This window comes from Novosphingobium aeonii, from assembly GCF_052279045.1.
GTDB lineage: Bacteria > Pseudomonadota > Alphaproteobacteria > Sphingomonadales > Sphingomonadaceae > Novosphingobium.
In genome coordinates this window covers 3130353-3143212 of record NZ_CP176832.1, presented here as the reverse complement: position 1 = coordinate 3143212, position 12860 = coordinate 3130353, and the positions used below count along the sequence as shown (strand labels likewise).

Here is a 12860-nt window from a genome sequence, read left to right as displayed (position 1 = left end):
ACCGGAAGAATGGCCGTCCGGTGCATTCCGCCAGGTGGCGGCGCCTGTCAATCCCAAGGGCGAAGCGAGGCTCCCCCGCAAGAGGAGCGAGAGCCCGCAGGTCTGAAATTGGGAGAATGCGAACATGCGCACTCAAGTCGCCATCGTCGGGGCCGGCCCGGCCGGACTTTTGCTCGGACACCTGCTGCGTGCCGAGGGCATCGACTGTGTCGTCGTCGAGCGGCAGACCGGCGAATATGTCCTCTCCCGCATCCGCGCCGGCGTGCTCGAACAGGGCACCGTCGCACTGATGGAGCGCCTCGGCCTCGATGCCCGGATGAAAGCCGAAGGGCTGCCGCATGACGGGTTCAACCTGGCCGACGGCGAACGCCTGATCCGCATCGACATCAAGGCGCTGACCGGCAAGCAGGTCATGGTTTACGGGCAGACCGAACTCACGCGCGACCTGATGGAAGCGAGCGAGGAACGCGGCCTCGAAGTGATCTACCAGGCCGTCGATGTCGCCCTGCACGATATCGAGAGCGACGCGCCTTTCGTGACGTACGCGAAGGACGGCACGGAGCACCGCATCGACGCGCGCTTCATCGTCGGCTGCGACGGTTTCCACGGTCCCTCGCGCGCGGCGATCCCGGCCAGCGTCGGCCAGACTTTCGAGCGCGTCTATCCCTTCGGCTGGCTCGGCATCCTGGCCGATGTGCCGCCGTGCAATCACGAACTGATCTATGCGCACCACGAACGCGGCTTCGCGCTCGCCTCGCAGCGCAGCCACACGCGCAGCCGCTATTATATCGACGTGCCGCTGACCGAGAAGCTGGAGGACTGGAGCGACGAGCGCATCTGGGACGAACTCTCGATCCGCCTCGGCCCCGATGCCGCCGCGCACATCACGCGCGGCCCTTCCATCGAAAAGTCGATCGCGCCGCTGCGCTCCTTCGTGTTCGAGCCGATGCGGCACGGCAGCCTGCTCCTCTGCGGCGATTCCGCGCATATCGTGCCGCCCACCGGCGCCAAGGGCCTCAACCTTGCCGCCAGCGACGTCTACTACGCCTGCGAGGCGCTCGGCGCGTTCTTCAAGGCGGGCGACAACGACGCCGTGGCGGGCTACTCGGCCAAGGCGCTGCGCCGGGTCTGGGCTTCTGAACGGTTCAGCTGGTCGCTCACCAAGCTCATGCACCGCTTCCCCGACGATGGCCCCTTCGAGCGCCGGATGCAGCTTGCCGAGCTCGACTATATCGCATCGAGCGAACACGCCCGGCGGGTGATCGCCGAGAACTACGTGGGGCTTCCGGTCTAGGTCGTAAACTGGCGGAGCCCCTGCTCGCCGGCCCACGCCGCCTGACCGCGAAGCATTTCGACAACTCTCTTCCGTCCCGTGCGTTCGGTTCCCGAAGCCGAATGCACGGGAGGATGGGACGTTCGATGAATTACGGTCTGGCCAGCGGGAAAACGGGCGCCGAAAGGGATGTTCCGGCCTGCGGCGGCGATGGGGTTTTACCCCGAACTGCAAGAAGTTGGTGCCTTCGCATACGCAGCACGATTGCCTCAGCGAACATTGCTGCTATCGCAGCCAACGTGCGAAACCATGCTGTCATAAGCCGCGCGGGCGGCCCGCTCGTACTGGCGCTGGCCGGTGCGCTGCCCCGTTCGTTGCCCCGTGCCCTGGCCGCTACGGTGCCACTTGCGCTGGCCGCCTGCGCCACGCCGCAGGCGCCCGAAGTTCACGCCAGCCTGTCGCTGGCGCCCCCCGTGGAAGCGCCGACCGATGGGGACTGGTGGAAATCGGCAGGCGATCCGCTGCTCGCGAACCTCGTGGAGCGGGGCCTTGCCGCAGATGGCGATCTGGCCTGCCGGGCCGCGCGGCTTCACCAGCAGGAGGAAAGCGACGCGGCGGCTTCGCGGCGGCTTGCCGGGAAGGTCCGCGCGCTGGTGGGCAAGGACGAGGCGCCCGAGCGTGACGCTGCCCGCTCCGCCTGGGCCTATGCCTATGCGCAGGCCCGCGCCGACCGCGCCAGCGAAGTGGCGCAGGCCTATGTGCAGGTCCGCAGGCTCCAGCTGATCCTCGTGCTGCGGACAGAGCGGCTCGACCAGTTCCGCGACAATGCGGTGATCGCCGAGTTCCGCCGCCAGGCCGGGCTCGTCACCGCGATCGACGGCGGGCTGGGCAACAGCATGGCCGGCGTGGTCGATGCCGATGTCGCTTCCACGCGCGCCCGCTTCGATGCCGCGCGCGCCGCGCTTGCGGCGATGACCGGGATGGACGGCGATGCCCTGCTGACCGCGCTCGGCGAAAGCGCCGAGATTCCCGCTTTCCCGCCGGGCACCGCGCCCGCCCCCGATGCTCCGCTTCACCGGGCGGACCTCATGGCCCTGCGCAGCCGCCTCGAATCCAGCCTTGCGCACGAAAAGGTGACGCAGGAGCAGCTCGACGCGGCGCGTGCCGACCCGGATGGCGCGGCCGTGCCGCCGTCCTTGCGGGAGGCGATTCGCAAGCTCGACAAGACGCAGGCCGATGCCCGCGCCGAGATCGCGTCCGCGCGTCAGGCGCTTGCCGCATTCGGCCCCCGAGAAGCCGCGCTGGCCGATGCGGCCGCGCAGGCGAAGCGCGCGGTTACCGATGCGCGCGCGGCCTATCGCGCCGGTTTCGGCGATTTCGCCACGCTCTACGTCACCGAGGCGGCAGCACTGGCCGCCGAAGAGGCGCGGGTTTCGCTCCATGCCGACCGCGCGGCGGCGGTGATTCGCCTGCACAGGCTGGAAGGCGCGGGCTGGTCCGCCGCCGACCTCGAACCGCCGGTGGGGGGCGCGGCCTGTGACTGAAGCCGAAACGGGCGTACTCGATACATTCCTGGGCGCGGGCAACCGGCGCGGGCGGGGGCACAAGCTCAGCCTCGCGCTGCTGGCGCTGGCGGTGATCGCCTCGATCTTCCTGCTGATGCGGTTCCTGGGCGGCACCGATTCTCCTTATTACACCGCCCTGGTCGAACGCGGCGACGTGACGCCGCTGGTGTCCGAGCGAGGCACCGTCCACGGCAGCGGCGAAGTCGTGCTGGCGGCGGCGCTGGACGGCACCGTCACGGCGGAAGGCGTTCCGGCCGGCGGCAAGGTGGAGGAAGGGCAAGTCCTTGCCACCATCGACGCCGAGCCCCTGCGCAGCACGCTCGCCGCGGACCGTGCGCTGGTGTCCGCCGCCGAATCCGACCTTGCGGCCGCCCGCGCCGCGCGCGAGGAGGCGGCGGCCAAGCTCGGCCGGTTCGAGGATGTCTGGCGGCGCTCCGGCCACCGGGTTCCCGCGATCAACGAACTCGAAGGTGCGCGCGGCGCCGTGGAACGTGCCGGCCGCGAGGTTTCCGCCGCCGAAGCCCGGCTTTCCGCCGCAAGAAGCAGCCTGAAGGCCGATAGCGAGAAGCTGGCCTCCGCCGTGGTCCGCGCGCCGTTCTCGGGCTTCGTGGTCGATCGCAACATCAGCAACGGCCAGCGCGTCCGCACCGGGATGCGCCTGTTCACGCTGGCGGCCAGCGACGAGACGCTGGAGATCGAGGTCCCGCTGGCCAAGGCCGGCAATGCCGAGATCGGCACCGGCACGGTCGCGCGGGTGCGGCTGGATGCGATGCCGGACGAAGCGCAGCAGGCCACGCTGGCGCGCGTGCTGGTAGACCGCGCCGATGCGCCGGGTTCGCGCCGCGCGGCGTTCACGCTGGAAAATCCGGCGCAGACCGTTCGCCCCGGCATGGCCGCCACGGTCGAGATCGCCCTGCCGCCGCGCAAGGGCGTGATGCTGGTGCCCGATGCCGCGCTGACCTTCGAACCGGAAAACTCGGCTGATCGCAGCAGGGCGCGCATTTATCTCGTTTCGGCGGACGGAGAGCCGCGCCGGGTCTATGTTGCGACCGGCGCGGGCGATGGCAAGCGCACCGAAGTCATCGCGAACGACCTCAAGCCTGGCGACGAGGTCATCATCGGATGGCGCAACCCGCCTGCTCGCTGAGACTGCCCGGCTCCCCGAAATCGCCGGCAAGACCGCGCGCCGGGGGCTGCACAACAGAAGGACCTTCACGACGCGGACGAAACTTTGCTTTCGTCCAAGCGTATTGACCGCATGAAGCGAATTAACATGAGGGACGCAGGCACGATCGCGACCGAGGTCGCAAACAGATCGATCGCCCGGCGCGAATTTTCCGGACTTGTGGCCGCGCTCGCCGGTTTCGTGGCCCTGCCGCCGATGGCGCGGGCCGCGGCGCAGCCCCGCTTCGCCCCCGCGCGTCCGTTTTCGTGGGACGTTCTGGTCCAGCAGGCGCGCGCTCTGGCCGCACGGCCATGGGCGGAGCCGCAAGTCTCGCCCCATGCGGTTGCCGATTTCGATGCGGTGGGCAAGCTCACATATGGCCCGGCACAGGCGCTCGGCGGCGATGTCAGGCTGTTTCCCACGGCGCGGGGAACATCGCCCCATGCGGTGACGCTGCATCTGGTGGAGAACGGCTCCGCGCGGCAACTCGTCGATGCGCGCGGGTTGTTCGTGGGCGGCAAGCAGGCCGATCCCGCAGGTTTCCGCGTCATGACGCAGGACCAGCATTCGGACTGGCTGGCCTTCCTCGGCGCTTCCTATTTCCGCTCCTCCGGTTCGCGCGACCAGTACGGGCTTTCCGCGCGCGGCATCGCGGTGGACACCGCCTTGCCCAAGGCCGAGGAATTCCCCGCCTTCACCGAATTCTGGATCGAGAATCTCGGGCCTGACCGGGTGCGCATCCATGCCCTGCTCGACGGGCCGAGCGTGACGGGCGCCTATGCCTTCGATTGCCGCAAGGGCACCGCGGGGGTGACGCAGGACGTTCGCGCGGCGCTGTTCTTCCGCCGCGATGTCGAGCGGCTGGGCGCCGCGCCGATCACCAGCATGTTCTGGTACGATCAGTCCGATTCCGCCAAGCGCGCGGACTGGCGCCCGGAAATCCACGATTCCGACGGGCTCGCCATATGGACCGGCAGCGGGGAGCGCATCTGGGTGCCGCTGTCCAACCCCGCGGCGAACCGCACGAATGCCTTGCGGGCGGACCATGTGAAGGGCTTCGGCCTGCTGCAGCGCGACCAGGCGTTCGACCACTATCAGGACGACGGCGCCTTCTACGACCGCCGCCCCTCGCTCTGGGTGGAGCCGCAGGGGGACTGGGGCGCGGGCACGGTCATGCTCTACCGCATGCCCACGGGCAGCGAGACGCAGGACAACGTGGCCGCCTTCTGGGTTTCCGACCAGCCGGCGAAGGCGGGGCAGGGCCGCGAATTCGCCTATCGCCTCACCTGGACCTCCCAGGATCCGACGGCGGGCACGGCGGCGCGCTGCGTCGATAGCTGGCAGGGCGCGGCGGGGCGGCCCGGCGACGAGCCCGTCTCGCAGGAGGCGCGCAAGTTCGTGTTCGATTTCGATGGTCCCGCGCTCAGGGGCCTTGGCCGCGACAGCGGCGTGACCGCGGCGACCAACCTGCCGCCCAAGGCCCTGCTTCACGCCGCCGCCTATCCGGTGGCGGGGCAGGACGGGCGCTGGCGGGTCACGCTCGACGTGCGGCCTGCGGCCGTGCCCTCGCCTGAATTCAGGCTCTATCTGAAGCGCGGGGATCAGGCGCTCAGCGAAACGGTAATACAGGGAGTCCAGCCATGAACCGCGCCTTGAGCCCGCTTCCGCCCGAAGCGCCGCTGGCCATGCCGGTGCAGGATCTGGACGGCATCGCGCCGGGCACCATCGCCGTTGCCACCAGTCCGCACGGGATGCTGGTGAAGCGCCTGCTGCTGATCGCGCTGACCGCGATGATCGGCCTTGCCGCCTCCAGCGAAGTGCGTTTCGCCTTCTCGCGCGATGGGCTCGACGCGATCGAGGTGATCCTGCTGCTGTTCTTCGTGCCGCTGTTCTGCTGGATCTCGTTCGGCTTCGTCACCGCGACGATCGGCTTCCTCCAGCTCATCAGCGGCAAGCATCCCGGCTTTACCGCGATCCCCAGCCCGGCATCCTCGCTGCGGCATCGCACCGCCGTGCTCATGCCGGTCTATAACGAGAGCGTCGAGGCCACGTTCGGCCGCGTGCGGGCGATGACCAATTCGATTGCGGCTTCGGGCGCGGCGGAGTGGATCGACTTCTTCGTGCTCAGCGATTCCAACGCCTTCCACGGCAAGCGCGAGGAAGCCGCCTGGCGCGAACTCGCCGCCGAGGCGCCGATCGCGCTCTATTACCGCCGCCGAGAGAAGAACATCGCGCGCAAGCCCGGCAATATCGCCGAATGGGTCCAGCGCTTCGGCGGCGCTTACGAGAACATGCTGATCCTCGATGCGGACTCGCTGATGAGCGGCGATGCCATCGTCGGCATGGCCGCGATCATGGAGGAGCGCCCCTCGATCGGCCTGCTCCAGACCGTGCCGATGATCATCAACGCCAAGACGGTGTTCCAGCGCTGGATGCGCTTCGCCAGCGAGGCCTACGGGCCGATCGCCTCGGCGGGGCTGCTCTGGTGGTCGGGCGCGGAATCGAACTTCTGGGGCCACAACGCCATCGTCCGCACGCGCGCCTTCGCCGAAGCCTGCGGCTTGCCCGAACTGCCGGGCAAGGCGCCGTTCGGCGGGCACATCCTCAGCCATGACATGCTGGAATCCGCGCTCCTGCGCCGCCGGGGCTGGGCCGTCCACATGGTCATGATCGACGGCAGCTACGAGGAATTCCCGCCCACCATCGTCGATCACGCGATCCGTGACCGGCGCTGGATGCAGGGCAACCTCCAGCACTTGCGCCTGCTCGATGCATCGGGCCTGCACTGGGTGAGCCGCCTGCACCTGCTGATCGGCGCATCGGCCTATCTCACCTCGCCGGGCTGGCTGCTGCTGCTGCTGACGTCCATCGCGCAGGCCGCGGCCAGCAAGGGCGGCCAGCTTCTGGGCGTGGGCACCCCGCCGAGCGTGCTGTGGCTTACCGTGCTGCTGCTGTTCGGTCCCAAGCTGATGGGGACCATCTGGGTTCTGGCCGACGGGACGCGCCGCCGCAGCTTCGGCGGCTTCGGCGGCGTCCTGCGCTCGGTTGCGCTGGAAGTGCCGCTGGCGATCCTGCTGGCGCCGGTGACGATGGTGATGCAGGTCAAGGCGCTGTTCGGCCTTGCGCTGGGCATTCCGGCGCACTGGAACACGCAGGAGCGCGACGCCCGCCGCATTTCGGTGCGCGAAGTGCTGCCCGACCTCAAGGAGCACATCGCGCTCGGCCTCGTCTTTGCGGCCACGGCATTCATCGATCCGGTGACGGCGCTGTGGCTTTCGCCGCTGACGCTGGGCCTGCTCGCCTCGCCCTGGCTCATCAGCCTGACGTCGAGCCAGCAGCTTGGCGAACGGGCGGAGCGCCACGGCTGCTTCGCCGTTCCCGCTTCGACGATCGACGATCCGGTCGAACACGCCAACGACGATATTCAGGAGGGCGGCACGCCCCCGCTGGTCATCGGGTAGTCTGCACCTGGGTCAGGCGCTGGCTTCGGCCAGCCTTGCGGGCAGCTGCGCGCGCAAGTGCGCCACCAGCGCGCTGACTTTGGGGGAGAGGTGCCGGCGCTGCGGATAGACCGCCCAGATCGGCTCTTCTTCCGGCGCCAGCGCCGCCAGCACCGGCTCCAGTCTTCCGGCGGCCACACGGTCGCCTAAATAGAACGCCGGTAGCTGGCAAATGCCCATCCCCGCCAGCGCCGCTTCCAGCAGGGCATTGCCGCTGTTGCAGCGCCAGCGTCCTTGCGGGCGAAAGGTCCGGCCGCCCCGGAAATGCCACTGCGCGGCCGAGCCGACGAGGCATTCGTGGCGGGAAAGGTCGGCGATATCGGAAGGACGCCCCCGCGCGTCGAGGTAGGCGGGCGAGGCCAGCGTCACCAATGTCCGTGAGGCGACGCGGGTGGCCACCAGCCGCGAGTCCTCCAGATGGCCGGTGCGGATCGCCAGATCGTAGCCATCGGCGATCAGGTCCACCAGCGAGTTGTCGAGGTCCAGCGTCACCGAGATCGCCGGATAGGCCTGCGACAGTTCGCGCACCAGCGGCGCCACGAACTTCTCGCCCAGCGCATAGGAACAGGTGACGCGCAAATGCCCGCGCGGCTCGCCTTGCGAGGTGATGGCGGCGATGGCCTCGTCCCGTTCCTCGATCAGGCGGCGGCAGGTTTCGAGGAATATCTGCCCCGTCTCGGTCAGCCGCAGCGAGCGCGTGGTGCGGTGAAGCAGTTGCACCTGCAGGCGCGCCTCCAGCCGCGCCAGCGCCCGGCTCATGTGCGTAACCGAAGCGCCGTAGGCCTCGGCCGCCTGCGTGAAGCTGCCGAGGCGCGCCACGATCACGAACTCCTCGATACCGTCCCACTGGCCGAGCATCATTGTCCCCGTATGGTGATAATCCTTTTCAGAACGGCCGCTTTATCACAGCAAGGCGCGGTCCTACAAAGGCCTTCAGAATTTCAGGAGCATACCCCATGAAGACCCGCGCCGCCGTCGCCTTCGAGGCCAAGAAGCCGCTCGAAATCGTCGAACTCGACCTTGAAGGCCCCAAGGCGGGCGAGGTTCTGGTCGAGATCATGGCGACCGGCATCTGCCATACCGATGCCTACACGCTGGACGGTTTCGACAGCGAGGGCATCTTCCCCAGCGTGCTCGGCCATGAAGGCGCGGGCGTGGTGCGCGAAGTGGGCGCGGGCGTCACCTCGGTGGTGCCGGGCGATCACGTGATCCCGCTCTACACCCCGGAATGCCGCCAGTGTAAGTCGTGCCTTTCGGGCAAGACCAACCTCTGCACCGCGATCCGCGCCACGCAGGGGAAGGGCCTGATGCCGGACGGCACCACGCGCTTTTCCTACAAGGGCCAGCCGATCTACCACTACATGGGCTGCTCGACCTTCTCGAACTTCACCGTTCTGCCCGAGATCGCCGTCGCCAAGATCCGTGAGGACGCGCCGTTCCAGTCCTCTTGCTACATCGGTTGCGGCGTCACCACCGGCGTCGGCGCGGTCATCAACACCGCCAAGGTGCAGGTGGGCGACAACGTGGTGGTCTTCGGCCTTGGCGGCATCGGCCTCAACGTGATCCAGGGCGCGCGCCTTGCCGGGGCGAACAAGATCATCGGCGTGGACATCAACCCCGACCGCGAGGAATGGGGCCGCCGCTTCGGCATGACCGACTTCCTCAATACCAAGGGCATGAGCCGCGAGGACGTGGTCGCCAAGATTGTGCTGATGACCGACGGCGGTGCGGACTACACCTTCGACGCCACCGGCAACACCGAAGTGATGCGCACCGCGTTGGAAGCCTGCCATCGCGGCTGGGGCACCTCGATCGTGATCGGCGTGGCCGAAGCGGGCAAGACCATCGAGACGCGCCCGTTCCAGCTCGTCACCGGCCGCAACTGGCGCGGCACCGCGTTCGGCGGCGCCAAGGGCCGTACCGACGTGCCCAAGATCGTCGACATGTACATGACCGGCAAGATCGAGATCGACCCGATGATCACCCACGTCATGGGCCTGGAAGAGATCAATACCGCGTTCGACCTGATGCACGAGGGCAAGTCGATCCGTTCGGTCGTCGTCTTCTGATGGAGACGGTTTCGACCAACCGGGCGTTCGGCGGGGTGCAGGGTGTCTACACCCACGCCTCCGCCGAAACCGGCACACCGATGACCTTTTCGGTCTTCGTGCCGGATCATGCGCCGGGCACGAAGCTGCCGGTGTTGTGGTTCCTCTCGGGGCTGACCTGCACCCACGCCAACGTCACCGAAAAGGGCGAGTTCCGCCGCGCCTGCGCCGAGCATGGCGTGATCCTCGTCGCGCCGGACACCTCTCCGCGCGGCGACGATGTGCCGGACGACGAAGGCTACGACTTCGGCAAGGGCGCGGGCTTCTACGTCGATGCGACGCAGGAACCCTGGAGCGCGAACTTCCGCATGCGCTCCTACATCGAGACCGAGCTTCCCGCCGTGATCGCCGAGCACTTCCCCGCCGACATGGCGCGGCAGGGGATTACCGGCCACTCGATGGGCGGCCACGGCGCGCTGACGATCGCGCTGCGCGATCCGTCGCGCTTCCGCTCGGTCAGCGCCTTTGCACCGATCGTGTCGCCGCTCAATTGCCCATGGGGCGAGAAGGCGCTGACCGGCTATATCGGCGGGGACCGCTCGGCATGGCGCGAATACGACGCCTGCGCACTGATCGAGGACGGCGCGCGGCTGCCGGACCTGCTGGTGGATCAGGGCACGGCCGACGGCTTCCTTGAAGGCCAGCTCAAGACGCATCTGCTGGAGGAGGCTTGCGCCAGGGCGGGCCAGCCTGCGACGATCCGGATGCAGGAGGGCTACGACCACTCCTACTACTTTATCTCGACGTTCATGGCCGAGCATGTCGGCTGGCACGCGGAAAGGTTGAAGTAGAAGAGGAAGACCCGGGGGATGATCCCCCGGACCCTCGGAATGTCGACCTTGCGCGCGCAGATGCCTCGTGCACTCCCTGCGCCGCAGGCTTTTTATGTCTCCCGATGCAATCGGCGCGCCAACCGCGAGTGCGGGGCGCGCCGAGAAAGTCGGGGGTGCAGGGGCGACGGCCCCTGCTTTTCCCTTTATCTTAAAGCTCTTCCGGCCAGTAAAGCCGCATCGGATTGGTCACGAGCAGCTTCTGCTGAAGCTCCACCGTGGGCGCGATGCGGGGGATCATGTCAACGAGGTGGCCGTCGTCCGGGATGTTGTCCTGCATGTTCGGGTGCGGCCAGTCGGTGCCCCAGATCACGCGGTCCGGATAGTCCGCCACCAGCGGCGCGACTGCTTCGGCGAACTTGTCCCACGGGTCATTCGTCGGGTCGAGACGGTCGGGGCAGGTGGCCTTGAACCAGATGTCGTCCCGGCTTTCGAGCAGCGTGCGGAACGCCTTCATGTCCGCGCCGTCCGGCCCCTGCGTCACGTCCGGGCGGCCCATGTGGTCGATCACGACCGGCACCGGGATCGCGGCGATGAAGGCACGCATTTCCTCGAGGATATCGGCCTCGAAGTAGATCACCACGTGCCAGCCTTCGGGCAGGCGGCCGGCGACTTCGAGGAACTTGTCCTTCGGCGCATCGTCCACAAGGCGCTTCAGGAAGTTGAAGCGGATGCCGCGAATGCCGCCTTCATGCAGCTTCGCGAGGTCCGCGTCCGAGATCGCCGGATCGACCACGGCCACGCCGCGCGCCTTTCCGTCCGACCTGGCGATGGCGTCCAGCGTCGCGGCATTGTCGGTGCCGTGGCAGCTTGCCTGCACGATCACGTTGCGGGCGAAGCCCAGGTGATCGCGCAGGGCGAAGAGCTTGTCCGGCCCGGCGTCCTCGGGAAGGTACTTGGCCTTGGCGCTGAACGGGAACTGCGCCATCGGGCCGAAGACGTGGCAATGCGCGTCAATGGCGCCGGCGGGCGGCGTGTAGAGCGGTTTGCTCGGGGCCGCGTGCCACGAGGTGATCCGCTCAGACATACTTGAGGCCTTCTTTTTCGAGGCGCTCGCGCATCTTGTACATGTCGAGGCCGAGCACGCCTGCGGCCAGCTTCTCGCGCTTTTCGCCTTCGTTGGCTTCGCGGGCCTGCGCGGCGGCGAGCACTTCGGCGGCCTTTTCCCGGGGGACCACGACCACGCCGTCATCGTCGGCCACGATCACGTCGCCGGGATTCACGGCGGCATTGGCGCAGACCACCGGCACGTTGACCGAGCCGAGCGTGTTCTTGACGGTGCCCTGTGCGTGGATCGCCTTGGACCAAACCGGGAATTCCATCTCGGTAAGATCGCGCACGTCGCGCACGCCGGCGTCGATGATCAGGCCGCGGCAGCCGCGCGCGATGGCGCTGGTGGCCAGCAGGTCGCCGAAATAGCCGTCCTCGCAGGGGCTGGTGGGGGCAAGGAGCAGCACGTCGCCTTCCTTGAGCTGCTCGATGGCGACATGGACCATCCAGTTGTCACCCGGAGGGGCGCTGATGGTCACGGCCGAACCGGCAATGCGGGCACCGCGATAGATCGGCGTCATGTAGCTGGCGAGAAGGCCGGTGCGACCCTGGGCTTCATGGACGGTTGCGACGCCGCACTTGGCGAGGCCGTCGATCACGGCGGGGTCGGCCCGCTCGATGTTCTGGACGACGATACCACTCATCACGTGCTCTCCTGCATTATCGAAATTTCAGGCCGTCATTCTAGGCCCGGCGCCGCAGGAAAGGCGAAGGGGATTGCCCTGAGAGGCGATTAGTTCTGGCTAATCGTGGTTTCGGCGGCGGGTTCGTCGGGGACGTTGCGCATCCAGTCGGCAAGGCGGGCCATGGCATCGTCGATGGCGCTTCTTGCTGCTTCGTCGGCCACGGTCTGCGCCAGCGCCCCGCGCATGCACAGCAGCCATGCATCGCGCGCGGCGGAATCGATCGGCACGCGCATATGGCGCTGGCGCATGCGGGGATGGCCGCGCACCGGAGAGAACAGCGCCGGGCCGCCGAGCCATTCGGAAAGGTAGTCCTTCAGCACCTGGCCAAGCGGGGCAAGGTCCTGCGGATGCATGGCGCGGATGGTGCGCGCTGCATCGAGTTCGTCCATGCGGGCATAGAAGCTGTCGACAAGGGCATCGATGGTCGGCGCGCCGCCGATCCGGTCGTAAAGCGTGGTCTCGGTCATGGCGCTTGTCCTTTGGACAGGCAGGCGCGGCAGGCAAGCGGGAAATGAGGCGCTTCTGGCACCCTCTGCGGCGTTCTACCCCTTCTCTGTCGCTCTCTGTCAGGTGCATTTTGCAGGAGATTCAGGGCTTAAGTGATGGATTGAATGATTTTTCCAGATCCTCATGCGTTTTGGGTAACGGCTCCGTAATGGCGCAGTGGTCCGTAAAAATGCCTG

Annotated in this window: 11 protein-coding genes; 7 read left to right on the top strand and 4 right to left on the bottom strand. The window is 67.8% G+C overall.

Going from position 1 to position 12860, the window contains the following annotated elements:
* Nucleotides 1–124: 124 nt before the first annotated feature.
* The 5 genes from pobA (at nucleotide 125) to mdoH (ending at nucleotide 7464) form a co-directional block, all read left to right on the top strand.
* On the top strand, nucleotides 125–1294 hold the full coding sequence (gene pobA / locus ACLIMP_RS14955) for a 4-hydroxybenzoate 3-monooxygenase (RefSeq protein ID WP_324696469.1): 1170 nt from the start codon (nucleotides 125–127) through the stop codon (nucleotides 1292–1294).
* A 278-nt stretch (nucleotides 1295–1572) separates the two neighbouring features.
* Nucleotides 1573–2817, top strand: a complete 1245-nt coding sequence (locus tag ACLIMP_RS14950; protein WP_324696467.1) for a TolC family protein — start codon at nucleotides 1573–1575, stop codon at nucleotides 2815–2817.
* Nucleotides 2810–3985 (top strand): efflux RND transporter periplasmic adaptor subunit, encoded by a 1176-nt coding sequence (locus ACLIMP_RS14945; protein WP_185996839.1) that lies wholly within the window; start codon nucleotides 2810–2812, stop codon nucleotides 3983–3985. Before ACLIMP_RS14950 ends, ACLIMP_RS14945 begins: the two co-directional genes overlap by 8 nt.
* Before the next feature lie 126 nt (nucleotides 3986–4111).
* Nucleotides 4112–5647 carry an OpgD/OpgG family glucan biosynthesis protein gene (locus ACLIMP_RS14940; RefSeq protein WP_324696465.1) on the top strand — a complete coding sequence of 512 codons (1536 nt, stop codon included), beginning with the start codon at nucleotides 4112–4114 and terminating at the stop codon, nucleotides 5645–5647.
* Nucleotides 5644–7464, top strand: a complete 1821-nt coding sequence (mdoH, locus tag ACLIMP_RS14935; protein ID WP_054436339.1) for a glucans biosynthesis glucosyltransferase MdoH — start codon at nucleotides 5644–5646, stop codon at nucleotides 7462–7464. Before ACLIMP_RS14940 ends, mdoH begins: the two co-directional genes overlap by 4 nt.
* Before the next feature lie 12 nt (nucleotides 7465–7476).
* Here mdoH and ACLIMP_RS14930 read toward each other — a convergent pair whose 3' ends face one another.
* Nucleotides 7477–8364 carry a LysR substrate-binding domain-containing protein gene (locus tag ACLIMP_RS14930; RefSeq protein WP_185996842.1) on the bottom strand — a complete coding sequence of 296 codons (888 nt, stop codon included), beginning with the start codon at nucleotides 8362–8364 and terminating at the stop codon, nucleotides 7477–7479.
* A gap of 95 nt (nucleotides 8365–8459) precedes the next feature.
* Here ACLIMP_RS14930 and ACLIMP_RS14925 point away from each other — a divergent pair, with 95 nt between their 5' ends.
* Both ACLIMP_RS14925 and fghA read left to right on the top strand, forming a co-directional pair.
* Complete coding sequence (locus ACLIMP_RS14925) at nucleotides 8460–9572, top strand: S-(hydroxymethyl)glutathione dehydrogenase/class III alcohol dehydrogenase (RefSeq protein WP_185996843.1); 1113 nt, start codon at nucleotides 8460–8462, stop codon at nucleotides 9570–9572.
* Nucleotides 9572–10402: an S-formylglutathione hydrolase gene (gene fghA / locus ACLIMP_RS14920; RefSeq protein WP_185996844.1), complete on the top strand. Its 831-nt coding sequence runs from the start codon at nucleotides 9572–9574 to the stop codon at nucleotides 10400–10402. The genes ACLIMP_RS14925 and fghA overlap by 1 nt, the downstream gene beginning before the upstream one ends.
* A gap of 190 nt (nucleotides 10403–10592) precedes the next feature.
* Here fghA and ACLIMP_RS14915 read toward each other — a convergent pair whose 3' ends face one another.
* The 3 genes from ACLIMP_RS14915 to ACLIMP_RS14905 form a co-directional block, all read right to left on the bottom strand.
* Nucleotides 10593–11468 carry an amidohydrolase family protein gene (locus tag ACLIMP_RS14915; protein ID WP_185996845.1) on the bottom strand — a complete coding sequence of 292 codons (876 nt, stop codon included), beginning with the start codon at nucleotides 11466–11468 and terminating at the stop codon, nucleotides 10593–10595.
* Nucleotides 11461–12135 (bottom strand): 4-carboxy-4-hydroxy-2-oxoadipate aldolase/oxaloacetate decarboxylase, encoded by a 675-nt coding sequence (gene ligK / locus ACLIMP_RS14910; protein WP_185996846.1) that lies wholly within the window; start codon nucleotides 12133–12135, stop codon nucleotides 11461–11463. Before ligK ends, ACLIMP_RS14915 begins: the two co-directional genes overlap by 8 nt.
* 89 nt (nucleotides 12136–12224) lie before the next feature.
* Nucleotides 12225–12644 carry a group II truncated hemoglobin gene (locus ACLIMP_RS14905; RefSeq protein WP_185996847.1) on the bottom strand — a complete coding sequence of 140 codons (420 nt, stop codon included), beginning with the start codon at nucleotides 12642–12644 and terminating at the stop codon, nucleotides 12225–12227.
* Nucleotides 12645–12860 lie beyond the last annotated feature (216 nt).